The 23,403-nt window shown below is 71.7% G+C and carries 16 protein-coding genes; 7 read left to right on the top strand and 9 right to left on the bottom strand.

Annotation, left to right across the window (positions count from 1 at the left end; genetic code table 11):
* Positions 1 to 33: 33 nt before the first annotated feature.
* The 3 genes from K7C98_RS25685 to K7C98_RS25675 all read left to right on the top strand — a co-directional run bounded on the left by K7C98_RS25685 (position 34) and on the right by K7C98_RS25675 (position 3,465).
* On the top strand, positions 34 to 864 hold the full coding sequence (locus K7C98_RS25685) for a methyl-accepting chemotaxis protein (RefSeq protein WP_224194417.1): 831 nt from the start codon (positions 34 to 36) through the stop codon (positions 862 to 864).
* A 238-nt stretch (positions 865 to 1,102) separates the two neighbouring features.
* Complete coding sequence (locus tag K7C98_RS25680; protein WP_224194405.1) at positions 1,103 to 2,473, top strand: hypothetical protein; 1,371 nt, start codon at positions 1,103 to 1,105, stop codon at positions 2,471 to 2,473.
* A gap of 236 nt (positions 2,474 to 2,709) precedes the next feature.
* Positions 2,710 to 3,465 (top strand): CPBP family intramembrane glutamic endopeptidase, encoded by a 756-nt coding sequence (locus K7C98_RS25675; RefSeq protein ID WP_224194404.1) that lies wholly within the window; start codon positions 2,710 to 2,712, stop codon positions 3,463 to 3,465.
* A gap of 59 nt (positions 3,466 to 3,524) precedes the next feature.
* Here K7C98_RS25675 and K7C98_RS25670 read toward each other — a convergent pair whose 3' ends face one another.
* The 8 genes from K7C98_RS25670 to K7C98_RS25635 all read right to left on the bottom strand — a co-directional run bounded on the left by K7C98_RS25670 (position 3,525) and on the right by K7C98_RS25635 (position 18,557).
* A complete protein-coding gene (locus tag K7C98_RS25670) occupies positions 3,525 to 5,264 on the bottom strand; it encodes a serine/threonine protein kinase (protein WP_224194403.1) in 1,740 nt (579 codons plus the stop codon).
* A gap of 51 nt (positions 5,265 to 5,315) precedes the next feature.
* Positions 5,316 to 7,133: an ABC transporter substrate-binding protein gene (locus K7C98_RS25665; RefSeq protein ID WP_224194402.1), complete on the bottom strand. Its 1,818-nt coding sequence runs from the start codon at positions 7,131 to 7,133 to the stop codon at positions 5,316 to 5,318.
* A 60-nt stretch (positions 7,134 to 7,193) separates the two neighbouring features.
* Positions 7,194 to 7,928: a tetratricopeptide repeat protein gene (locus K7C98_RS25660; RefSeq protein WP_224194401.1), complete on the bottom strand. Its 735-nt coding sequence runs from the start codon at positions 7,926 to 7,928 to the stop codon at positions 7,194 to 7,196.
* A 119-nt stretch (positions 7,929 to 8,047) separates the two neighbouring features.
* The gene (locus K7C98_RS25655; RefSeq protein ID WP_224194400.1) at positions 8,048 to 9,838 is read right to left on the bottom strand and encodes a serine/threonine protein kinase; all 1,791 of its coding nucleotides are present in this window, start codon (positions 9,836 to 9,838) and stop codon (positions 8,048 to 8,050) included.
* Positions 9,839 to 10,005: 167 nt separating this feature from the next.
* Positions 10,006 to 11,157: a hypothetical protein gene (locus K7C98_RS25650; RefSeq protein ID WP_224194399.1), complete on the bottom strand. Its 1,152-nt coding sequence runs from the start codon at positions 11,155 to 11,157 to the stop codon at positions 10,006 to 10,008.
* Between the two features lie 171 nt (positions 11,158 to 11,328).
* Positions 11,329 to 12,684: a choice-of-anchor L domain-containing protein gene (locus K7C98_RS25645; protein WP_224194398.1), complete on the bottom strand. Its 1,356-nt coding sequence runs from the start codon at positions 12,682 to 12,684 to the stop codon at positions 11,329 to 11,331.
* Between the two features lie 192 nt (positions 12,685 to 12,876).
* Positions 12,877 to 17,010: a hypothetical protein gene (locus K7C98_RS25640; RefSeq protein ID WP_224194397.1), complete on the bottom strand. Its 4,134-nt coding sequence runs from the start codon at positions 17,008 to 17,010 to the stop codon at positions 12,877 to 12,879.
* Positions 16,992 to 18,557, bottom strand: a complete 1,566-nt coding sequence (locus tag K7C98_RS25635; RefSeq protein ID WP_224194396.1) for an ATP-binding protein — start codon at positions 18,555 to 18,557, stop codon at positions 16,992 to 16,994. The genes K7C98_RS25640 and K7C98_RS25635 overlap by 19 nt, the downstream gene beginning before the upstream one ends.
* 83 nt (positions 18,558 to 18,640) lie before the next feature.
* On the opposite strand from K7C98_RS25635, the gene K7C98_RS25630 reads away from it, so the two are divergent.
* From K7C98_RS25630 to K7C98_RS25615, 4 genes are all read left to right on the top strand, one after another.
* On the top strand, positions 18,641 to 19,174 hold the full coding sequence (locus K7C98_RS25630) for a hypothetical protein (RefSeq protein ID WP_224194395.1): 534 nt from the start codon (positions 18,641 to 18,643) through the stop codon (positions 19,172 to 19,174).
* Positions 19,171 to 20,019: an HTTM domain-containing protein gene (locus K7C98_RS25625; RefSeq protein WP_224194394.1), complete on the top strand. Its 849-nt coding sequence runs from the start codon at positions 19,171 to 19,173 to the stop codon at positions 20,017 to 20,019. Before K7C98_RS25630 ends, K7C98_RS25625 begins: the two co-directional genes overlap by 4 nt.
* Positions 20,020 to 20,083: 64 nt before the next feature.
* Entirely contained in the window at positions 20,084 to 21,772 is a 1,689-nt protein-coding gene (locus K7C98_RS25620) for a hypothetical protein (protein ID WP_224194393.1), read from the top strand.
* Between the two features lie 46 nt (positions 21,773 to 21,818).
* Positions 21,819 to 22,037, top strand: coding sequence for a hypothetical protein (locus K7C98_RS25615; RefSeq protein ID WP_224194392.1), 219 nt, complete (start codon positions 21,819 to 21,821; stop codon positions 22,035 to 22,037).
* Between the two features lie 7 nt (positions 22,038 to 22,044).
* On the opposite strand, the gene K7C98_RS25610 is transcribed toward K7C98_RS25615, so the two are convergent.
* On the bottom strand, positions 22,045 to 23,382 hold the full coding sequence (locus K7C98_RS25610; RefSeq protein ID WP_224194391.1) for an AgmX/PglI C-terminal domain-containing protein: 1,338 nt from the start codon (positions 23,380 to 23,382) through the stop codon (positions 22,045 to 22,047).
* Positions 23,383 to 23,403: the final 21 nt, after the last annotated feature.

Here is a 23,403-nt window from a genome sequence, read left to right as displayed (position 1 = left end):
CGCGGCCCAGTACACTGCGGGCACGTGAGCGAAATGACGACCGAGACCCAGATCTTCAACGCGGTGTGGTCGGTGATCCGGCGCCGAATCCTCGACCGGGGGGTCTCCGCTACCGAGCTGTGCGAGAACGTGATTCGCCGGCTCGGTCGCCTGCATCGCGCCGAGGGCCGCCTGCGCGCGGGAGACACCGTTCTCGACCAGGACAACACGCTCCTGCCGCTGCTGGCGCGGGCCACGAGCCTCGGTATCAGCCTCTACCACGGCAACCGCCGGATCGCCTCGACGTCGGCGCTGGGCGTCGGCAAACCGGGCGAGATCGGGGGCTACGCCGACGCCGAGTTGGTCGACGTGGTGCTGCGCAAGCGCGAGATCTTCAAGGGCTCGCTGAAGCGCAACGGCCTCGTCTACCTCGTCACCGCCCGCCCGCTCTACCCCACGACCTCGCCGGACGAGCAGGCGCCGATCGGCATGATCGAGGCCTTCCAGTCGGAACAGACCTTCTACGAGTCGCTCGTCGCGGCGGCGAGGATCGGCGTCGAGCAGCGCACGGCGGCCCAGGAGGAGGCCGCCGACGGCATGGAGGGCGTGATCCATTTCCTCGACGACGTCGCGCGCCGACTGCAGCTGCTGGCGCTCAACGGCAACATCATCGCCGCGCAGGCGGGCGAGTACGGCCGCGCGTTCCGCGTCGTCTGCCGCGAGCTCGGCACACTCGCCGATCGGGCCAAGGGCACCGTCACCGACGTTCGCAAGCTGATGCAGACGATGGGTCTCGAGGCGGGCGAGGCCCACGGCGAGGAGTTCGGGCGAGCACGGAGCGGCGCTGCGGGCACCAGCGAGGGCGATCCGCCGCTTTCCGTGTGACCCGGACGACCTGTCCCATGGGTTTGGCCCCAAGGGACTCCCGGTCCATGACCGCGAATACACCCCATTTATGATGCATTCAGCGATCATTCCGAGCGGACGGCCTTGCCATCAGCGGCTGCGACCCGGGTCGGGCTCGATGTGGCCATCGCCGGCAAAATCCTCCAATTTGGGCTTGTACTTCCAAATCCGGGCATGCTACTGCACTGGCCCAGCGGCTTCGGTCCGGAGATAAGCCATGGACCAGATCTTCGAGAGCCACTTTGGTGGCAACCAGAGCTCGAACGGCGGCGAAACTGAGGCTTACTGCCCCAAGTGTCGCGCCGATACCACGCACGTCATCCTCGAGAGCTACGGCGACGAGATCCGCCGCGTCCAGTGCGGCGTCTGCGGCGATATCCACTCCTTCAAGCCTCCGCGGGGCCGGGACGACGAGAGCCCGGAGCCGCTGAGCGTGTCCCGGCGCAAGAGTATGAAGAAATTGTCCTGGCTCGACGGGGTCCACACGTACGACGTGAATAACGCCGTTCGCTACAGCCCCAAGGCGCTTCTCCAGCTCCACCAGATCATCGTCCATCCGACCTTCGGCGTCGGTTACGTCAGCGAGCTGATGGGCGATAACAAGGCGGAGCTGATGTTCCGCAGCGATCTCGCGCGCCTCCTCGTCCACGGCCGCGGCGAGACCCCCGACGAGCGCCGGGGCGAGCGCGTCTCCGCCGACGAGGTCCGTCAGCTGCTCGGCCTGGAGATGGGCCCCTCACCCGAGGAGATCGCCGCCGAGCGCGAGCGCCGCCAGGCCGAAGAAGACGCCGAGAAGCGCGCCGCAGCCGAGCAGCGCAAGGTCCTCGAGGCCCAGCGCCGCGAAGAAGAACGCCTCCGCCGCGAGTCGGAACGCGACCGCAAGCGCAAGGAAAAGGAAGACGAGAAGCGCCGCAAGGAAGAGGAGCGCGAGCGGGTCAAGCTCGAAAAGGAGCAAGCCCGCAACGCCGCCAAGCAGGCCAAGGAAGACGAGAAGCGCCGCAAGGAAGAGGAGCGCGTCCGCGCCGCCGAGCAGAAGCGCCTCGACGCCGAGCAGAAGAAGCAAGACGCCATCACCGCCAAGGAGACCGCCAAGCGCGAGGCGGAGGAGCGCAAGAAGGCCCAGGAGGCCGACAAGGCCAAGAAGCTCGCCGAGAAGGAAGCCGGCAAGAAGGCGAAGGAGGCCGAAAAGGCCAAGGAGAAGGCCAAGAAGGCGAAGGACGCCGAGAAGGCCAAGAAGGCGAAGGACGCCGAGAAGGCCAAGAAGGCGAAGGACGCCGAGAAGGCCAAGAAGGCGAAGGCCGTGAAGAAGCCCGCCGCCAAGAAGCCCGTCGCCAAGAAGCCCGCCAAGGCCGCGGCGAAGAAGCCCGCCGCCAAGAAGCCCGTCGCCAAGAAACCCGCCAAGGCCGCGGCGAAGAAGCCCGCCGCCAAGAAGCCCGTCGCCAAGAAGCCCGCCAAGGCCGCGGCGAAGAAGCCCGCCGCCAAGAAGCCGGTGGCCAAGAAGGCCGCGGCGAAGAAGCCCGCCGCCAAGAAGCCGGTGAAGAAGCCCGCCGCCAAGAAGCCGGTGAAGAAGCCCGGCAAGCGCAAGTAGCCGCCGGCGCGCAGGGCCTCGCACGAGCTCCGGCCTCCCACCGGAGCTCGTTTCGTTGGGTCCTCGCACGCGCACCCGGGCGTATCGCGCGCGCGGCGATGAAAGCGCGCAGGCTCGCCTGGCTGCGCCAGGGCGTCCCCGGCGTCTCCGGCGATCGCCCCGGGCTCGGCCTCCGGCGGGGTCGTTTTGGCCGATTGCTTGGCGCCTGACGCTCGCTCGCGCAGGCTTGGCGCCGCATGGCCCGTGCTGTCCCCACCCGGTCGCCGCCGCCGCGCGCACGGAGCGCCTTCTGGGACCATTTCTCGGCCCGGATCGATCCGTTCACCAGCGCCGTCCTGGTGTTCCCGCTGCTGCTCGTCTACCAGCTCGGGATCCTCGGCAGCGGCGGCCTCGGCCTCAACGGCGTCGACTTCATCACCAAGTCGCTGATCGAGCTGTGCGCCCGCGACCTCGGCAACTACATGGCCGCGCTCGGGGCCATGCTGCTCGGCTACGGCGCGATCCTCGTCATCCTGCGCAGCTACGGGCGCTTCAGTCCCCAGCGCTTCGTGCCGATGCTGGTCGAGTCGGGCTTCTACGCCTCGACCATGGGCACGTTGATCCTGCTGGTCATTCACCGCCTCGCCGAGCTCGCCCCGGGTCTGGCGATCCAGGCCCGCACCAGCGTCGCCGACATCGCCGTCATCTCCGCCGGCGCCGGCCTGCACGAGGAGCTCATCTTCCGCGTCCTCGGCATGGGCGGCATCGGCTTCCTGCTGTCGGGCCTCACCGGCCGGCGGCGCGCGTGGCTGGGCGCCCTGGTGCTGTCGTCGCTGATCTTCAGCCTCGCGCACCACGTCGGGCCCGCCGGCGAGCCCTTCACCTACGCCGCGTTCGTCTACCGCACCCTCGCCGGCGTGTTCTTCGCCCTCGTCTATCAGCTGCGCGGCTTCGCCGTGGCCGCCTGGACGCACGCCCTCTACGACGTCTACGTCCTCAGCCTGCACGGCTGAGCGAGTCACTGTCCCGGGGGGCATGTCCCTCCGGACATGTCCTTACCGACAGCGCGCTGTCACTTCTTGCCGGTCGGCAGGAAGATCGAGTCCGCGTTCTTCTTGGGCGGCAGCTTGAACGTCTCGTCGCGCTTCGGCTCGGCCGTCTTGCTCGGCGGCGGCGGCGTCGTCATCGGCTTGCCCTCGCTGCCGGTCTTCGCGCGCGGCTTCGACTTCGGCCGGGTCTCCTCCTCGACCGCCGTCTCGGCCGGCCTCGGCCCGGTGCCGAGCCGGCTCAGCCCGGTGCGGGCCTCGGCGTTGCCGGCGTCGAGCGCCAGCACGTCGCGGTACGCCTTCTCGGCCGCGCCCCTGTCGCCCGACTGCTCGAACTGTCGCGCCACCTCGAGCCCGATGAGCACCGCGATCTTGCGCTCCTGCGCCGACGCCCGGCTCTCCCCGTGCGGCACCTCGTGCAGCTGATAGCGGATGGCCTCGAGCTCCTCGCGGGCCTTGCCGAAGTCGCCGGCGAGGATCAGCGCGTCGACCTGGTCGAGGCGCGCCGCCACCCGCGCCGCGTCGACCGCGGTCGTGCCGGTCGCGGGCGCCTCGCCGCCCCCGCCGAGCAGCACCACCGCCAGCACCACCGCCGCCACCGCCGCCGCGCCGAGCACCAGCCAGCGCGTCGAGCTGCCGCGCGGCTCCGTCGTCATCGCCGCCGTGATCGACGGTCCCTCGGCCGCCTCGACCTCGATGTCGCCCAGCTCGGCGGCCGCGACGCTGCGCGAATAGACCGCCGAGCTCTTGCGCTTGCGCGGCCGCATCGAGTCCGACGGGCTCTCGCGCCCCACCATGCTCACCGCCGGCGACAGGTCGCTCACCATCGCCAGCGTCGACGCCGTCGCGCTGGCGTCGGCGCCCTCGGCGAGCGGTAGGCGGAACAGGTGCGACGGCACGCAGGCGACCAGCGCCTCGGTGAGTGCGTTGGCGTCGGCCGGCCGCTCGCGCGGGTCCTTGGCGATGCAACGATCGATGAGCTGCGCCAGCTCGGGCGGCACCTCGTTGCCCGGCGGCAGCTTGACCGCCAGCGGCGCCGGCAGCTCGTGGACCTGCTTGTACAGCAGCGCCGAGTTGTTGTCGGCCACGAACGGCGGCGTGCCCGCCAGCATGCGATAGAACAGCAGCCCGCAGGCGTACACGTCGACGCGCTCGTCGAGCGGCTCGCCGCGCACCTGCTCCGGCGCCATGTAGTTGGCCGTGCCGAGCACCTGCTCCGAGGTGATGTCGCGCTCGCCCTCGACCAGCTTCGCCATGCCGAAGTCGAGCAGCTTGACGAAGTTGGCCCGGCCCTTGCGCGTGGTCAGCATGATGTTCGCCGGCTTGATGTCGCGGTGCATCAAGCCGCAGCCGTGCGCGTAGCCGAGGGCCTTCAGGATCTGCGCCGCGATCGGCACGAACTCCGCCAGCGACAGGCGGCCCTTGCGGTTCAGGAACGCCAGCAAGGGCTCGCCCGACAGGTACTCCATGACGAGGTACGGCGCGCCGTTCTCCTGCCCGTGCCCCAGGACCTCGACGATGTTCGGGTGCTGAATTCCGCTGAGTCGTTCGACCTCGCGAGCGAAGCGCGCGCTCGCCTCCGACTCGCCGGTCAAATGTCCGGCGAGGAACTTGATCACGACCTCGCGTTGCTGCTCGCGATCGCGGGCCAGATAGACCACGCCGACGCCGCCGCGAGCGATCAGGCGATCGATCTCATATTTGCCGCCGATCAGCGCGCCAGGGGCCGGATCGAGCGTCTTGCGGGTGCGGTTCGGTTCGACCACGGAAGCCTCAGCCTCCGTTATACCCCGAGGGCGCGAGCGGCGGCGATCCGCCTACGGTAGATCCACCCACATGCCTTCGTCGCTCGGCGCCGGGCCGAGGACGTACATGCGTTTGGGGTCCAGAACCCCTACTTCGGGCATGCCCATGTCCGGATCGATCCCCCAGCCGAGCAGGTTGACCCGGACCTCGCCGGAGGTCAGGTCGAAGTCGAGCGCACCGCTGACGCCCTTGAGGTCGACCGTCCCCCCCGTGGCCAGCGCGTTGCGGGCCTTCTTGATGAACGTGAGCGTGATGCCCATGACCTCGCCGAAGCTGACGACGGTGCCCTGCTTGTCGACCAGCTTGGCGATCGCCGCGGCGATGCTCTTGCCGTCGATCGGCTCGCCCTCGGGCACGCCGGCCATCGCCAGCATCACCACCATCGCCCCGTCGTAGCTCAGCGACGCGGCCGTGATCGGGTCCTGGTCGTTGAAGCGGATCTTGTAGCGGATGTTGAAGTTGTTGAAGTTGGCCTCATCGAAGATGATCGGCGCGACGCCCTCGGTGATCTGCATCAGCGCCGGCTTGAGCGGCGCCGGGGCCTTGGCGATGAGGTCCGGCAGCGCGGCCACCACCCCGTGCGAGACCACGAAGCGCGGCAGCGGCGGGTCGGGGTTCTCGGCCGACCACGCGTTCATGAAGCCGAGGATGATGTCGGTGACCTCGGTCGTGCCGATGATGCCGATCGTGTCGGGGTGCTCGCCGGGACCGCCCCAGGCGCTGGCGATCACGGTGCCGAACATCTGCAGCAGCTCGGCCTGGGTGAGCCCGACCGGGTTCGGGTACTTGTGGTTCGTGATCGTCTCGATGCCCGGGTTCTCGGCCACCAGGCGCGCGTAGGCGTCCATGTGGAGCGAGTTGCCGTAGGCGTCGTCCTTGTAGAGCAGCGCGACCTTCGTCGGCGCCGGCTGAAGCTGCGGGATCCGGTCGGCGAACGCGTTGGCCTGGTAGACGTCGCTCGGGATCGTGCGCCACACCAGGCCGTCGTCCTCGAGGTCGGTGATGTCCTTCGCCGAGGCCGTCGGCGAGATCAGCAGCGTCCCGCTGGACTTGGCCTGGTCGGCCAGCGCCAGCACCAGCTCGCTGAAGATCGGGCCGACCACCGCGGGCGCGCCGATCGTCTCGCTGAGGTGGGTGAGCGCCGCCGTCGCCTTGGCCGCGCTGCCCTGGTCGTCGCAGCCGATCCACGCGATCTTGATCCCGCCGGGCAGGTCGGTGTTGGCGTTGAAGTCCTCGACCGCCAGTTGGACCGCGTTCTGCAGCGGCAGCACCAGCGCGTCGAACGGCGGCGAGGTCGCCATGATCGAGCCGACGAACACGACCTTGTCGTTCGGCTTGTCGGCGGGCCAGTGGAACGTCTGACACTCGGTCGTCAGCGCCGACACGCACTGCCCGGCCTTGCCGCACACGTGATCGTCGCCGAGCGCCGCCACGCATTCGCTGTGGGCCGTGCAGGCTACCGGCTCGCCGGTCGTCGTCGTCGTCTCGGTGTCTTCGGAGGTCGACGTGATCGCCTCGGTGGTGCTCGTCTCGGTGGTCGCCGGGTCGGTCTCGGTCGAGAGCGTGGTCGTCGGCGTCGTGGTCGACGTCGTCGGCTCGGTGCCCGGATCGGTCGTGGCGCCCGGCCCGCCGGTGGTCGTCGTGTCGTCGCCGCCCGCGACGCACTTGCCGCCCGCGCCGCACACGTAGCCGGAGCCGGCGCCGGCGCAGTCCTCGTCGACCTTGCAGTCGGCGAAGTTGGTGATCGCCGTACATGCCCCAAAGGCCAGGCCAGTCGCGAGCCCGGCGAGGCCGAGGGACAGCGGACGGAGCGGATACGAGGTGAACACGAGCGACCTCCTGAGTCAGCGAAGCGAACCACCGGCTCCGGCGCGGAGCCCGGCGAGGGATCAGAAGCGGGCGACCAGGCCGGTGCCGGTCGGGAAGACGCGGCGCGCGGCCACGGCCCTGGACTTGCCCTTGCTGACGCCGACGGCCAGCAGGACCACGCCGGTGAGGGCCACCACGGCGCCGCCGATGATGAGCACGTCGGTGGCCAGGGCCAGGCGCTCGCCGCTCTGCTTGAGCGTCTGGCGGGCGTCGAAGTCGTGGGTCGCGTCGAGCTGGTTCTGCTTCGACAGCGCCAGGCCGCCGAGGATCCCGCCGACGATCACCGCCCCGCCGCCGACGCCGAGCAGGCTCGCGCCGGCGATCTTCATCGTCCGCCACTTCGGGTCGGGCGCCGCCGGCTTCGGCGCGGGCTCCGGCTTCGGCCCCTCGGCCACCGGCGCCGGCGTCGGCTCGGTCGGCGCCGGCTTGTCGGCCGGGTCGGTCTCCTGAAGGATGCCCTTGAGCACGCGCAGCCGCTGCAGCGCCAGGTCGCGCGCCTCGATCTCGACCCCCGGCTCCTTGACGAACCGCTGGTAGTAGTCGACCGCGGCCCGGATGTCGCCCTTCTCCTCGTACACGCGGCCGATGTTGAACAGGTAGTTCGGCACCTTGTCGAGCGCGTACGCCTCCTCGAACAGGCGCACCGCCGCGTCGTAGTCCTTGGCCTGGAAGCGCTCGATCGCCTGCGCGCTCAGGTCGGCGGCACCCGGCTGGGCCTCAGGCGCCTGGTCGATCGTTCCTGTCGCAGAGGACATGGCCGCGAGAACCTGTCTCTCGCTCCCCGGCGCGACCCCGAGGACCAGCGACGCCGCCAGCGCCGCGGCGACTCCACGTTGAGCGGGCGAACCTCCACGGTCTCGCGTGCGACCTCGCATCACTTGTTGCCTCCGACAGGTAGAAAGATACCGCCGTCGTCCTTCTTCGCGACCGGCAAGAACGGGTCCTTGGCCTGCTCCGGCGCGGGCTGTTTCGCCCCCGCGTCCGGCTGCGGCGCGGGCGTGGGCGTGGGCGTGGACGCTGGTTCGCCGCGACCCGGGCCCGGCTTGCCCGCGCCGGGCCGCGGCTTGCCGGCGGCCGGCTTGCCCTGCCCCGCCGGCTCCGGCGTGCTGGCCGGCTCCGGCGGCTTGCTCTCGGCCTCGAGGCGGGCGATCGACGCCTTCGCCTCGGCGTGGCCGGCGTCGATGGCGAGGATGTCGCGATAGGCGCTGAGCGCCGCCGGCAGGTTGCCCTCTTTCTCGAGCCGCTGGGCGAGCCCGAGCGTGCTGGCGACGGCGATGCGGGTGAGGCTCGCCTCCGCGCGCCGCTTGAGCGACGGATAGGCCTCGAGGTCGCGGGCCATGCCGTCGAGGTGACGTCGGGCCTTGTCGAACTCGCCGCCGAGGATCTCGCGCTCGATCTGATCGAGCTGGGCGGCCATGCGCTTCTCCTCGGTCACGCCGGTGCCGACCACCGGCGTCGTCGCGCCGCCGCCGCCCCACACGACCGCCGCCACCACCCCGCCGATCAGCACCGCCGCCGCCGCGCCGACGATCAGGCCCCAGCTGCGCGTGCTCGTGGCCGGCTCGACGGCGATGATCGTGCTGCCGAACCCGCCGCTCGCCTGCGACGGCGGGATCGTCGGCGTCACGACCGGCCGCAAGCGCCCCGTCCCGCGCGTCCGGTACGGCGCGGTGCGCAGCAGATCGGAGGTCGGCGTGGCGACCATGCTGCCCGTCGACTGCGACACCGCGGCCACGCCCTCGGCGACCGGCAGGTGGAACATCGACGCCGGGCACGAGTCGATGATCGCCTCGACCATCTCGTTGGCGTCGGCCGGGCGCTCGTCGACCTGCTTGGCCAGGCAGCGATGGACCAGCGCGATCAGATCGTCGGGCACGCCATGGTTGGCCGGGAGGACGTCGCCGAGCGGCGGCGGGGCCTCGTGCACGTGCTTGTACAGCAGCGCCGCGTTGCCCTCGCCCTCGAACGGCAGGCGCCCCGACAGCATCGAATAGAACAGGATCCCGAGCGCGTAGACGTCGACCCGCACGTCGAGCGTCTCGCCGCGGATCTGCTCGGGCGCGATGTAATTGGCGGTGCCGACGATCTGCTCGGCCGTCACTTCGCGCTCGCCCTCGACCAGCTTCGCCATGCCGAAGTCGAGGATCTTGACGTAGTTGGCCCGACCCTTGCGGACCATCAGCATGATGTTGCTCGGCTTGAGGTCGCGGTGCATCAGCCCGCGCGAGTGGGCGTAGCCGATGCCCTTCAGGATCTGGGCGGCGATCGGCACGAACTCCTCGACGGTGAGCCGACCCTTGCGCGCGAGGTAGTCGCTGAGCAGCTCGCCGGCGAGGTACTCCATCACGAGGTACGCGACGCCGTTCTCGTGGCCGCAGTCGTGCAGCGCGACGATGTTGGCGTGCTGCAGCTCGCCCAGGCGCTGGCCCTCGCGCTCGAAGCGGCCGATCGCCTCGGCGTTGTCGATCCAGTTGGGCGCGAGCACCTTGACCACGACCTCGCGCTCGCTGCCCTCGAGCGACATCTGCCGCGCGAGGTAAACGAGCCCGATGCCGCCGCGCGCGATCAGCTTGACGATGTGGTACTTGCCGGCGATGGTCGCCCCGATGAGAGGATCGACCGGCGCGGGTTCACGGGTGGCGCGGGGCTGTCGCCGGGTCGTCATAAAGCGCTTGTCATGAAGTGCCCGGCGCAGCGGCGCCGCAGCTATCACGGCTCACTATATCCCCGCGGCCCACGGCTGTCGCGTCACAGTTCCGATCGGCGGACGTCTCCAGATTCGCGCAGCGCACCTCGCGCCGCGTGACACCGACGCAAGGCCCCGCGGCCTTCCTAATCACAAGTCGCGCCATTGGTCAGACAGTCCTGGAAGTTGCAGCGACAGCGGACCTGCCCGCCCTGCGGCAGGTCGGTGCTCCAGCCGTCCTTGAGACAGTCCTGGAAGTTGCAGCGCGTCGTCGCGGTCCCGAGCCCGGGGATATCGGTGCTCCAGCCGTCCTTGGGGCAATTGTTGAAGCTGCAGCGGGTGCTGGCGCTCTGACCGTCGGGCAGCTCGGTGCGCCAGCCGTCCTTGAAGCAGTCGCCGAAGCTGCAGCTCGTGCGAGCGCTCTTGCCACCGGGGAACTCGGCGACCCAACCTTCCTTGAGACAATTGCCGAAGTTGCAGCGGACCCGCACCTGCCCGTCCGGCGTGTCGACGGTCCAGCCGTCCTTGGCACAATCGCCGAAGTTGCAGCGCCCGGCCGCGAACACCGACGCGGCGACGTAGCTCGCCCCGCGCGCCGCCACGGCCGCCTCCTCCTTGGCCCGTGCCGCCTCCTCCTGGGCCCGTCGGGCCTCCGCTTCGCGCGCGCGCCGGAGCTCCTCCTCTTCATGGCGGCGGTACGCCACCAGATCCTTTTGCACGCTCGGCCACTTCAACCTGGCGGCGTCGCCGCCGGCGCGCTTGAGACAGTCGCCGACGAACCCGATGACGGCGTCGGCCGGGACCTTCGGCCGCAGCTTGGGGCACGCACGCACGAACGCGACGTCGGCGTCGGGGCCGCGCAGCTGATCGAGCGCGCGCAGCAGGTCGAAGCTCGGCGCCTGCTGCAGCGCCGCGTCGAGGTAGCCGGCCGCCTCACGCGACACCACCGCCAGGTCGACCTTGCCGCTGGCGGCCGCCTGCGAGCCCTCGAGCGCGTGCACCTTGTCGGCGAACGCGATCGCGGCGGCCTGGCGATCGCCTGTCCCTGCGGACAGCTCCGCGCGGGCCGCCTCGAGCTCGGCCAGCAGCGCCTGCTCGCGCCGCTCGACCTCGGCCGCCGCCTCGGCGCGCCGCTTCTCCTCCTGCTGTTGCTCGGCCGCTGCGGCCTGCTGACGCGCGGCCGACTGCTCCTGCGTCTCCGCCTGCGGCTGCGGCTTGGCCCCGAACAGCGCCCCGAGCTGGGCGCAGGCCGCGAGGGTGGTACACGACAGGAGAAAGACGACGGCGACGCGACGCATGCGGCCGCAAGGTACAGTCACCGGCCGCAGGCCGTAAAGCGCCTCTCGCGCGCGCGGGCGAGCCGACCGTCGCCGCGGCCACGAAACGCGAAAGGCCCCGGGGACGGCCCCGGAGCCAGCGCGCGAGCGGCCGCCGCAGGGTTCAGGCGCGGCGGCGGCGATGCGAGCGGATCACTGCGGCTCGATCCCGCAGTCGTCGACCTCGTTCGGCACGCAACCTTCGCAGTCCCACGACCAGTTGTCGATGATCGCGGTGGTGTCGTAGGTCGAGTCGCCCATGTCGAAGATGGCGAACGCCAGGGTGAACGTCTCGCCCGGCTTGACGCCGCTGGTCGCCTTGTACCAGCCGGTCGCGCCGCCGTCGTTGATGTGACCCGTGCCCTGCAGGTGCGGGTCGAACGACTGGTAGTCGATCGGCCACAGCGCGGTGACGGTGAGCGGCTGGCCGTTGATGAAGGTGACGTTGCCGGTGTAGTCCTCCGACGACTGCCAGACGACGAAGATGTCGTTGAACTCGTCGCCGACCCACTCCGGGAACTCCGCCGAGAAGTAGGCGAAGTCGAAGGTGTAGCCCTTGGCGTCGGCGATCTGGCCGTTGCTGATCGCCGGGGCCGTCACGTCGAAGCTGAACCACATCTTGTCCTCGGGATCGCCGGTGCCGAGGTTCCACTGCTCGGCGATCGTGTTCGAGCAGTCGTTGGTGCCGTCACAGTTGGTGAAGCCCATCGGGTCGGGGCTGCCGTGGTTCGGGCTCATCGGCGGCGGCATCACGTCGGAGTCCCACACGCCGCCGAACGCGACGTCGTTGTAGACATCCCCGTCGTTCACGATCACCGCGCCCTGCGGGTTCGGCGGGGGCAGCAGGCCGGAGCTGATGAGCAGCACCTTGTCGCCCTCGCGTGAGTTCCAGAACGGCTGGTTGGTGTTCGGGTCGATGTAGCTGCCGTAGACCTTGGCGACCTGCCAGGCGCGCTTGCCCTGGGTCGGCGGCGCGGCCTGGAAGTCGAGGTTGGCGACCGCCACCGCGTTCTGGTTGTCGACCCACTGCCCGCCGAGCGACGTGCAGTTGAGACCGAGCGCGTGCAAGGCGTCGTCCGAGTCGGCGTCGCACGGCAGGTGCATCTGGGCCAGCGGACACTCCTTGTCGCCGGTCTCACCGGTGGTGCTGGTGGTGCTGGTGCCCGGATCGGTCGTGGTGGTGGTATCGACGGCCCCGGTGGTCGAGGTGTCGTCGGTGGTGGTGCCGGGATCGGTGGACGTGCCCGGATCCGCGGTGGTGGTGGTGTCGGGCTCGGTCGTGGTCGCGGGTTCGGTCGTGGTCCCCGGCCCGGTCTGGCTGTCCGAGTCGGAACCGGCCGTCGTCGTGGGGTTCGCGTCGCTGTCGGAAATCGAGCCCTGCTCGGTCGTGTCCGTCGGGCCGTCCGTGTTCCCGGTCAGCGCGGTCCCGCCGATCGTCGCGCTGGCGCTGGTGTTCGCGTCGTCGCCACAGCCCGCCCCGATCAGCACCAGGACGCTCAGTCCGGTCACACGCCAATCACTGTTCATCGTCATCGTCAGATCCTTCGCGAGAGAGAAGTCAGGTTGGAGGTCGCTCTCGCTTCTATCAAAGACCCGCAGGCGAGGGCTAGCGCGTTTCCACACGTCGCGCCGTCATGATTCTTGTCTTCATGACTTTGCTGCAGCAGCATTGAGATGTCCGAAAGGACAGGTTTTCGAACCTCACCTGCGAGTCGAGGATCGTCTGGCCACTCGCTCCAGGTGCAAGCGATGAAACGTCTGCTCGTCGGCGTCCGTGATCTCCTCGCGCCACACGTTGAAGGCCGTGAACACCAACGACGCGAGGACATCGATCCACCAGGGATCCCGCTCGAACTCGGCGGCGGCGCGGCGAATCAACGCATGACTCTTGTTCAACACGACCGCCTCGGTCCCGATCGTGACCGGCTCGGCCGGCGGCCCGAGCGCTGCGAGCCGCAGGTGCTCGAGGTTGAAGTTCGACAAGAGCCGCTCGTGTTGCTCCCGTAACGCCCGCAGTTCGGCGCGAATTGCCGACAGCAGCCGCATCTCGGGCGGCGCCGGCGGCGGGCTCGACGATGCCGTCCCGCCCGCCGCACGATCATCCGGTGACGCCGCCGAGCGCGGCGGTTCGCGCCGCCCCGCGTGCTCGGCCAGGATGTCCGCCAGGACATCTTGCACGAACCCCGGCGGCGAGCCCGAGGCTTCGCCGAACGTGTCCGAAAGGACATCGTCTCCGAACCCCGACGGCAGCGGCCTGAACGACGGCTCCTCGCGCGCCGCCGCCTGACCCTGCTCGCGCGCCGCCGCCTCGAGCTCGACGAACATGTCCGCGAGGACATCTTGCACCGCCCCCGAGGGCGGCGCGTCGGAGTCGCCGGCGCGGACCGCCGCGCGCAAGCGCCCGCGCAGCGGCTCGAGCGGGGGCGGCAGCCGGGCCTCGCCGATCCGGCCGGAGATCCGGCGCATCGCCAGCAGCGCCGCAGAATCGCCGGCGCCGAGGATGTCGTCGTAGAGCCGCAGCGCCGCGTCGCGGACCGCCGCCAGCGCCGACAACGACAGCGCGATCCTGAAGCCCTCGATGCGCACGCCCTCGCCCGTCAGCGCCCCCGCCAGCGGCAACGGCGGCAACAACGACACCCGTCGGATCAGCGTCCCGTCCTCGCGGTGAAGCCCGACCCGACAGTCTTCCTCCTCTGCTCCGACCGGCATCCACAACTCGCCGGCGACGTCGCTGCCGCGCACGAACACACGCGCCAGCGCGTCGTCGGGCGCGGCCGGCAAGGTCGGCGCGCGCAGCTGGGCGAGCTTCGCGGTCGGGTAGACGCGACGCACCGCGTGCGGACCGAACAGCCGCGCCAGCCGATCCGCCTCGGCGTCGTCGACCACCAGCGCGTGCGGCCGCATCACCCCGCCGAGGTCGAGCCCCTCCGCCACGACCTCGATCGCCCCGCCGCGGGCCCTCGCGGCGATCAGCGCGGCGAGCGTCACCGTCGCCCCGTCGACCCGCCGGAACGTCCACTCGTGGACCAGCCGGCCGTCGATCGCCAGCACCTGCTCCGCGAGCGGCAACCCCGGACGGTGCTGTCCGCACAGGATCCGCAGCTCCTTCAGCACGCCCGCGACCTCGCGCGTGCGCGCCGGATCGATGCGCCAGTCGGCGTCGTCGGCGATCTTGGCGATGTTGGCGATCGGGTGCACGCGGCGCTCGCCGACCATCCGGGCCGGCTGTCGCAGCGCCCTGTCGAGCACCTCGTCGAGCCGCTCGATCCGCACCTGCGAGGCCAGCCCGAGCAACAATTCGTAGGACGCCTCGCCCGCCTCCGGGCCCTCGCACTCCACCAGCCGCTCCCACGCGCGGCGCAGCGTCTGCGACGGGAAGCTGGCCGCGAGGACATCACCGACCACCGCGAGCTCCGGCACGCGCGCCGCCTCGACGGCCAGCCGCGGCAGCGCCTGCAGCAGCGCCCGCTCGGCCGCGCGCCACGCCGCGTTGACGACCACCGCGTCCCAGTCGACCGTCGGCGTCAGCCGATCGTCGCGCACCACCGCGACCACCCCCTTGAAGGGGGCCCACAGCGCGCGCTCGGCCAGATTGCGCCCGCGCACCAGCACCCGCACCGACGCGCGCAGCGGCTCGCCGTCGCGGATGAACCTGACCCCGAGGACAGCCTGCAGCGGCCCGTCCTCGACCCGCAGCGTCGCCCCGCACGGCCCGAGCGCCTGCGCGGTATCCTCCTCCGCCTGGCTCATGAAGCGCTGCTCGGCGATCAGCCCCTGCAGCTCCGCGCTGGTCAGCTGCGCGATCCTCTCGCCGAACACCTGCGCGATCAGATCCTGCCCCGCGGCGTCGAGCTTGAGCACGATGCGATCGAGCCGCGCCAGCCCCGGACCGAGCGCGCCGATCCACACCACCCGCTCGCCGCGCGCCAGCGCCAGCGCCAGCGCCCCGAGGCTCAGCGAGCGCCCGCACGCGGTGGGCAGCCGCTCGCACTCCGCCAGCCACGGCTCGAGCAGGCTCGCCGTCGGCACCTCCGTGCGGGCCCGACACACCCGCGCCAGCGCGGCCACCGTCGGCTGCCGCAGCCCGCGCTCCGCGTCCGCGCTGCGGAAGCCGAAGCCCTGCAGCCACCGCCGCGGACCCTCCGGATCGTGACGCAGCTGCAGGTACCGCCGCGCCAGCGCCCGCGCCTCGGCGTCGATCTCGTGAACTGTCCGTTGGGACATGTCCGTCTCGACCAGCCCCAGCGCCGCGTCGAGCACGGCCAGCAGGGCCAGCGCGAACCGATCGTCGCGCAGCGGCGCCTCGTAGTCGTCGTCGGCCTCGACCCCGGCGACGACGGCGTCGACCGGCAGCGGCAGCTCGACGTTCAGCTCGCACAGCAGGTGACCGTCGACGATCACGCGCACGGTCGAGGGCCCGCCGCGCTCGCGCCGGAGCCCGACCTGCCCGACCAGCGCGCGCGCCGGCGTCTCGATCGATATCGGCGCCAGCGCCGAGTAACCGGCGGGCTCGAGCTGGGGCGCGGCCGGCCGCAGGCGCCACAGCCGGCGCCGCGCGCTGCGCCTCACCTCGCGCTCGAGCTCGCGGGTGCGATCGCGCAGGCGCTCGCCGAACAGCTCCTTCAGGATCAGCAGGTCGTCGCTCGGACCCCCCGACGACTTCGCCGGCACCGCGACCACCGTCTCGGGCAGCGCCTCGAGGCGATCGGCGAATTCGGCCGTCGTGTAGTACACGGCCGACTGTCGCTCGAGGCAGGTGCGCAGCATCGCCAGCGAGACCGGCGCGCCGAAGATGTCGCTCCACCACGGCAGCGCCGCCATCGCCACGCCGAGCGGCGTCGCCCGGTCGCGCACGCGCGGCCACCCCAGCCACGACCGCACCAGCCGCGCGCGCAGCCACGGATCGCTGCGGCCGCGGTCGGCCAGGTAGTCGAGCAGCGACGCCTCCATCGCCAGCTCGACCAGCCGCAGACAGCGCTCGCGCGCCTCGTTGTGCACCACCTCCTGGCCCGACAGGTCGGTCTGCAGCGAGTCGTCGTGGACCAGCGCGACTGTCCCTCCGGGCAGGTGCTTCGGGTGCAGCGTCGAGATCCACACACCGTGACGGACCAGCCGCACTTCGGCCTCTACGTGCGGCTCGGGCCGCAGCCCGGCCACACACACCCGGCCGGCGCCGTCGCCCAGCTCGCGGCGGTGCTGCACCTCGCCCGTCAGCGCCTCGCTTCCGCCGAGGGTCGAGCCCTGGACCCGCACCGGGATGCGGGCGAACGGCGCGCGCTCGCGCAGGACTGTCGCTTCGGGCATGTCTCCGAGGACATGTTTGAAGAAGCGAACGACCAGCCCGGGGCGGAACCGCTGCTTGACGTGGATCACCGTGCCGGCGCCGCGGTCGCCGGGCACGCGCGCGATCACGTCCTCGGCCCCGTGCGTCGCCTCGAGCCGGACCCGCTGGCCCGCCGGTCCGCTCGTCACTCGCACGTGGCGCGGGTTCAGGGCCAGCGCCGCGTTGAGCCCGACGGCCAGCTGCTGGCGCGCGCGCTCGGCGTCGGTGGTCGCGGCCGCGAAGCTCGAGCTGTACAGGTCCTCGAAGTCCTGCTCCGTCAGCGGCGCGCCGTCGAAGCGGGCCCACAGGTCGTCGCTGTCGATCTCGAACTCGATCGCCGTGGCCCCGCGCAGGGCCGCCAGCGCTACCAGGTGGAGCACGTAGCGGTGCGGCTCGGCCACCTGGAACGTCCGCAGCTTCTCGCGCGCCTTGGCCCGGTCGAGCGTGAACCCGCCGTGCGAGTCGACGCGGCCCTCTGCGCACAGCGACGCGATCAAGTCGTCCGCCGACATCGCGCCTCCACGGCCGCGACCGTCAGGGCGATCGCGCGGCTGGTCGAAAGGTCAGGTCGATCGAGGCAGAACACCTTGAGCAGCTTGATCGCCGCGAACTCCGGCTCGCGCTCCGCCAGCGCCAGCGCCTCGCGGGCCAGCGGGTGCCCGTCGTGCAGCACCAGCCAGCCCGCGGGCGTCAGCGCGTCGGCCTCGCGCAATGGCGTCAGCGCGCCGGGCGACGGCTGCACCACCGCGACGCGCCGGGCCACCGGCGAGCCGACGTAGTCGAGGTCGCCGAGCTCGACCCCGGCGACCCCGGCCAGCGCCCGCAACGCCGTCGCCAGCGGCGGCCACCCCGGCGGTCGCGCCGAGACCGGCACCAGCGTCGCCGCGAACCACGCCTCCTCCGCCGGCGTCGGCGCCGCCCCGCTCGCGCGCAGCAGCGCCAGCAGGGCCGACTCGCCGGCCGCCGCGATCACCACGTCCCCGCGCTCGCGCAGCAGCTTCGTCACCGGCGTCGCCGCCGCGGCCGACCACAGGCGCTCCTTCTGCTTCGCCCGCGCCAGCGTCGCCAGGTCGACGAGCCCGCCGTCGACGGTGCGCACGAACGGCCGCTGTCTCGCCGCCGCCGGCGCGTCGTCACGGGCCAGCAGCCCGGTCAGCGCCGCGTACAGGTGCTCGTGCGGATCGCCCGGCCGGTGGCACGCCGGCACGTCGGTCGCCAGCGCGGCCAGCAACCGCTCGCGCAGCGGCCCGCGGATCAGCTTGCGCGCGTGCTCCATCACCCGCGCGTAGTTGTCGTCGCGGAGCACGTTGTCGCGCGTCATCGTGTGCTCGAGCACCGGCGACCACAGCTTCAGGTGCACGCCGGGGAACTCGAGGCTCGCCTCCTCGAGCAGCGTGAGGCCGCGGTTGTAGTAACCGACGCGGCTCACGCCGTCGCTCGCGTAGCCGGCGACGATCCGCGCCTCGCCGACCTCCGCGTCGACCTTGCAGCGCGCCGGCACGTCGAACGGCTCGTTGATCGCGCGCCCGTCGACGCGGATCTCGACGCTCGCGTGGCGGCACCAGAACGCGATCGCGGCCGCCGCCCGCGCCGCGAATTCCTGCGCCTGCTCGCGCGTCGCCGCCTTGTAGATCCGGATCTTCGTCCCGTCGACCGGCCCCGGCAGCGCCACGCGGGTGAACGTGCGATCGGGGCGGAACACCACCCGCCAGTGCTCGCCCGCGCGGGACGTGTCGACGCGGATCACGTCGGGCTCGAGCGCGAACACCGACACGAAGCCGATGCCGAAGCGGCCGATCTTCGTGCGGTCGTCGTCCTTCGTCGACGAGAACAGCCGCGTCAGCCGCGAGTCGATGATCCGGCGGTCCATGCCGTCGCCGAAGTCGTCGACGTCGATCACGAGGCGGCCGCCCTCGTGCGTGAAGCGGATGTCGATCTCGTTCGAGTTGGCGTCGATCGCGTTCTGTACCAGCTCGCGGAAGCACGCCATCGGATCGGCGAATTGGTGGACGAGCCCCGCGAGCGCCTCGTCGACGATGCCCTCCGTCGCCCTCGCCATGCCTCGTGATGATGCCGCGGCCCTGCGGGGCTCGACAAGACCGCGGCCTTCGTGGCAAGAGGGGCCATCCAGGCCTGGCGCGCATGACCGCTCTCCGCCCCCGCCTCCGCGATCGGCTGTGCGTCGCCGCCTTCATCCTGCTGTGGATCGCCCCCACCGCGTACCACGGCCTGTGGCGCGCTCGCCTCCCCGGCGAGCCGGCGCTGCTGCACGACTGGCACGACGTCGCCTGTCTGTTCCCCAACCGGCCGACGGTGTGGAACATCTATTTCGTCGAGGTCCGGCGGTCCGGCCGCCGCGACTGGGAGCAGCACGACGAGACCCTCGACTTCGGCATGGAGCCGTTCGGTCACCGCACCCGCCTGCACCGCTTCCTCGTCAATTGGGGCGAGCGTGACGCCGCCCGGCGCGAGGTCGCCGACTACCTCGTCGCCAGCGATCGCGGGCGTCACCCCGAGCTCGCGCCGATCGTCGGCCTGCGCTTCGTCTGGACCGGCTTCGTGCCGCGCCCCGACGACATCGCGCGCGGCGCCTGGCGGCGGCCGCCGCTGGCCGACGTGCCCCGCCACCAGCGGCGGATCCTCGCCACCTACGAGTACCCGGAGTCCGGCCGATGAGCCTCGTCGCGCGCGCGCGCGCCGGCTGGCAGCGCTTCTGGTACGCGCCGGTCGACCCCGTCCGCCTCGACGCGTTCCGCCAGGCCTTCACCTACACCCTCGTCTTCTACACCCTCGCGTGGGCCCAGCACGGCGCCGAGTGGCTCACGCCGGTCGGCTATCACCCCTCGCCCGCCGTCGACGCCTACTACGCCCCGCACGTCCCGCTGCTCTCGCGCGCCGGGCTGTGGCCGTTCTTCGCCGTCTACTTCGGCGCCATGCTGGCCGTCATCTTCGGCTGGGCGCGCCGGGCCGCCACCTGGGTCGTGCTGGCCGGCCTCGTCTACGTCTCGCTCGCCGACCCGATCTCCGCGTTCACGATCAACCGCCTCTACGTGTTCGGCTTCCTCGTCCTGGCTCTTGCGCCAGGTCCTTCGGGACAGGAAGCGAGCGCCACGATCCCCGCCTGGCCGATCCGCGTGCTGCAGGTCTCGCTGCTGATCCACTACGTCGCCTCCGGCCTGTGCAAGGCGCTGCGGGGCGACTGGCTCGCGTACGACGACGTCCTCTGGGTGCAGGTCCAGGGCGTCTACTGCACCGAGGCGGCCGCGTGGCTGCTGCGCGTCCTCCCCGCCGGCGTGTGGACGCTCCTGCAACACGCCGCTCTCGGCTTCGAGCTGTTCGCGCCGCTCCTGCTGGTCCCACGCCGTCTGCGGCCGCTCGGGTTCCTGCTCGGCGTCGGCCTGCACGTTGTGGTCGCCGTCACGATGTACCAGCTCGTCTATTTCAGCTTGCAGATGATCAGCCTCTACCTGGTGTTCGTCGATCCGGCGCGGCTGCGGCGGCTGCTCGCGCGCCTGTCCTGACGGACACCTCGCGGCCTCGCGCCTGGCACCGCTCCGCGACCCGCCAAATACTGCCAGGTCGGCCATGACCGACGCTCCCAGCGCCCGCGACCTCCACGCCCCGGCGGACATGGTGCGCTGGTACGCCCCGGTGCAGCTGCTGCAGACCGCCGGGCGCGTCGCCGTGTCGACGCTCCTCGGCGATCAGCTCGACCGCCGGATCTTGCGGCCCGCGCCGAGCCACGAGCCGACCGACTTCTCGCACCGCGAACAGCTCGTGCTCGACTTCGTGTCCGACTCCGGCGACGGCTGGAACCCGACCTACGCGGTCGCCTACTGGGCCACGCGGCCGATCCTCCGCGTCCACGGCGTGCACGGCCGCGCCTACGAGCTGCCGCGCGCCGGCGTCTTGGTGTTCGGCGGCGATCAGGTCTACCCGACCCCGAGCCGCGCCGCCTACGAGCAGCGGCTCGTGCTCCCGTACGAGTGCGCCTTCGATCGCAGCGAGCCGCCGCACCCGGTGCTGTTCGCCGTGCCGGGCAACCACGACTGGTACGACAGCCTCGCCACCTTCACCAAGCTGTTCCTCGACAAGCAGTGGTTCTGCGGCTGGCAGGTCCACCAGCGCGCCAGCTACTTCGCCGCCCGCTTGCCGCACGACTGGTGGCTGGTCGGCGTCGACGTGCAGCTCGGCTCCGACATCGACGCCAACCAGGTCGAGTACTTCCGCGGCCTCGCCGCGCGCATGGGTCCGCGCGCCAAGATCATCCTCTGCACCGCCGAGCCGCACTGGGTCCGCACCCACGAGCTGCGCGACCGCGGCGCTCGCACCCGTCGCGCCCGCGACGGCAACCTCGCCTTCCTGCAGGACCACGTGTTCGGCCGGCGGATCCGCGTGTTCCTGTCCGGCGACCTCCATCACTACCGCCGCCACGCCACCGCCGACGGCCAGATCCAGAAGATCACCGCCGGAGGCGGCGGCGCCTTCCTCCACCCCACCCACGTCTTGCGCGACGATCCGCTCGCGGGCGGCTACGGCCTCCGCTGCGCCTTCCCCGACCGCCGCGCCTCGCGCCGCCTGGCCTGGCGCAACCTCGCGTTCCCGCTGCAGAACCCCGGCTTCGGCGCGGTCACCGGCCTCCTCTACCTCATGATCGGCTGGAACGTCCACGCCGCGCTCGGCGACTACCCGGCGGCCGCCTTCCTGCCTGCTCTTTCGGACATGTTGTCCGCGACCCTGCGCTCGCCGTGGGCCGCCACGTGGGTCCTCCTCACCGCCGCCGGCTTCGTCGCCTTCACCGACGCCCGCCGTCGCCGGCTGCGCGTGCTCGCCGGCCTCGTCCACACCGGCGCGCACCTCCTCGCCGCCCTCGCCGTCACCTGGCTCGGGGGACAGCTGGGTCGCGCCCTCGCGCTCGAGTGGGGCAGCGCCGCCCAGACCGCGCTCGGCCTCGCCGCGCTGCTCGGCGCCGGCTGGCTGGTCGGCGCCGCGATCTTCGGCGCCTACCTGCTCGTCGCCGTCAACGTGTTCGGCCGCCACGGCAACGAGGCGTTCTCGTCGCTGCGGATCCAGGACTTCAAGCACTTCCTGCGCCTCCACATCCGCCGCGACGGCGCCCTCGTGATCTACGCCATCGGCCTGCCGCGCGTGCCGCGGCGCTGGCGAACGATGGTCGGCGCCGATCCGGGCGAGCCGAAGGTCGTCCCCGACGATCCGCACCCCGACACGCTCCCACGCCTGATCGAGCCGCCGATCGTCGTCGGACCGGGTTGACGCGGCCGCGCGGCGTACCGCATCCTGCCTCCTCGAGGCCAACCCCATGGAAGAGCTCATCCAGCAGATCGTGTCCAAGACCGGCATCTCCGAGAGCAACGCCCGCAGCGCGATCGAGACCGTCGCCAACTTCCTCAAGACCAAGCTCCCCGCCCCGCTCGCCGGTCAGGTCGACGCGGCGCTCGGCTCGGCCGGCGGCGCCATCGGCAACGTCGACCTCGGCAGCATCAGCTCCGGTCTCGGCGGCCTGTTCGGCAAGAAGTGACGTCGGCTCAGCCGACCGAAAACGGATAGCGCACCGCGACGTCCCCCGTCGCGGCCACGATCGTCGGGAACGTCCACGACTTCACCGTCTCGGTGATGCACGTCTGCACGCCCTGGTGCTCGACCGTGCTGGTCTCGATCGACGCGGTGCGCACCTTGCCGCCGCTGCCGATCGTGAACGCCACCTCGACCTTCCCGGTCGCCGGCCCGTCGCGGAAGCACTTGCGCACCTCCGGCACGTGGCGGCGGATGACCCCGCGGATCAGATCCTGGCCCACCGACGCCGTCCACTCGACGCTCTGGCGCGGCGTCTCGCGGACCTCGGGCACCGCCGCGCGCGTGAACGCGGCCTCCTTGCGGCCCGTGCCCGGCAGCCCGCGCTTGCGCTTGGCCGCCAGCTTCGCCATCAGGTCGCCGAGGTCGAGGTCGACCACCGCCTCGGCCACCCCGCCCCCGCCGCGGATCGTGTCGCCGAGCCCGAGCCCCGCGATCGCCCGCGGCACCGCCTTCGCCGCCGCCGCCCACGCCGCGTCGCTCTCCGGCGACGGCGCGTAGTTGCGGATCGACACCTCGAGCGACGCCGTGTACTCGCGCAGGATCCGGTCGAACTCCGCCAGCCCGAGAAAACCTGCCTCTCGGGACATGTCCTCGACATCCTGCTCGCGCGAGCCCGTCGCCCGCGGCGAGCTCGGCGCCTCCGCCGTCGCCGCCTCGGGCTGGGTCTGCTTCGGCACGCGCGCGATCGCCTCGCTGCGCTGCGGCTGTCTGCCGCGCTCGGCCACCGCGTGCGGCTGCGGCGCTTCGACCGGCGGCAGCTCGGCCGCGTAGCGGATCAGCCGCTCCTGCAGCGCCGGATCGTCCCAGCGCGGCGGCTCCGCCTGCGGCCCGTACAGCCGGACCAGCAGCGCCAGCGTCAGGAACAGCGCCAGCGACGCCGCCTGCGCCAGCCACAGCGGCCACTCGATGACGGGCTTCCACTTCACCGCCGGCTCGGCCGGCGCCGCGCGGACCTCGAACGTCAGCGGACCGACCTGAACGATCGCACATGTCCCATTCGCCAACGCGATCGACTCGCCGGCGACCAGCGGCCGCGCCTCCGCCTCGCCCGGCTTCAGCTCGCCCGTCGCGCCCGTCGGCACCCGCAGCAGCGGCGCGTCCGCCTGCAGCGCCACCAGCGTCCAGCAGCCCTCGTCGTCGGCGCCCGGCACCGCCACCGTCGCCTGCGCCTGCGGCCCCTCGCCGATGCGGTACGCGCGGGCCCGACCGCCCACCGCTGCGACATCGACGATCGTCGCGCCCAGGCGGGCCACGACCTCGACCACGAGCGGACGGGCGCGTTCGGTCATGCGGCCTTGGACCTCGCCCTG

It is taken from the genome of Nannocystis pusilla (assembly GCF_020073745.1).
Taxonomy (GTDB): Bacteria; Myxococcota_A; Polyangia; order Nannocystales; family Nannocystaceae; genus Nannocystis; species Nannocystis radixulma.
Note: the sequence above shows the minus strand (reverse complement) of the source record. Positions and strands in the feature narration are given on the sequence as shown.

What these genes read in the sequence shown, in the direction of transcription:
- K7C98_RS25635 (WP_224194396.1), bottom strand. Translation starts at nt 18,557, where the DNA reads ATGGCGAGGGCGACGGAGGGCATCGTCGACGAGGCGCTCGCGGGGCTC.
- K7C98_RS25630 (WP_224194395.1), top strand. Translation starts at nt 18,641, where the DNA reads ATGACCGCTCTCCGCCCCCGCCTCCGCGATCGGCTGTGCGTCGCCGCC.
- K7C98_RS25685 (WP_224194417.1), top strand. Translation starts at nt 34, where the DNA reads ATGACGACCGAGACCCAGATCTTCAACGCGGTGTGGTCGGTGATCCGG.
- K7C98_RS25640 (WP_224194397.1), bottom strand. Translation starts at nt 17,010, where the DNA reads ATGTCGGCGGACGACTTGATCGCGTCGCTGTGCGCAGAGGGCCGCGTC.
- K7C98_RS25610 (WP_224194391.1), bottom strand. Translation starts at nt 23,382, where the DNA reads ATGACCGAACGCGCCCGTCCGCTCGTGGTCGAGGTCGTGGCCCGCCTG.
- K7C98_RS25680 (WP_224194405.1), top strand. Translation starts at nt 1,103, where the DNA reads ATGGACCAGATCTTCGAGAGCCACTTTGGTGGCAACCAGAGCTCGAAC.
- K7C98_RS25675 (WP_224194404.1), top strand. Translation starts at nt 2,710, where the DNA reads ATGGCCCGTGCTGTCCCCACCCGGTCGCCGCCGCCGCGCGCACGGAGC.
- K7C98_RS25655 (WP_224194400.1), bottom strand. Translation starts at nt 9,838, where the DNA reads ATGACGACCCGGCGACAGCCCCGCGCCACCCGTGAACCCGCGCCGGTC.
- K7C98_RS25615 (WP_224194392.1), top strand. Translation starts at nt 21,819, where the DNA reads ATGGAAGAGCTCATCCAGCAGATCGTGTCCAAGACCGGCATCTCCGAG.
- K7C98_RS25650 (WP_224194399.1), bottom strand. Translation starts at nt 11,157, where the DNA reads ATGCGTCGCGTCGCCGTCGTCTTTCTCCTGTCGTGTACCACCCTCGCG.
- K7C98_RS25625 (WP_224194394.1), top strand. Translation starts at nt 19,171, where the DNA reads ATGAGCCTCGTCGCGCGCGCGCGCGCCGGCTGGCAGCGCTTCTGGTAC.
- K7C98_RS25660 (WP_224194401.1), bottom strand. Translation starts at nt 7,928, where the DNA reads ATGTCCTCTGCGACAGGAACGATCGACCAGGCGCCTGAGGCCCAGCCG.
- K7C98_RS25620 (WP_224194393.1), top strand. Translation starts at nt 20,084, where the DNA reads ATGACCGACGCTCCCAGCGCCCGCGACCTCCACGCCCCGGCGGACATG.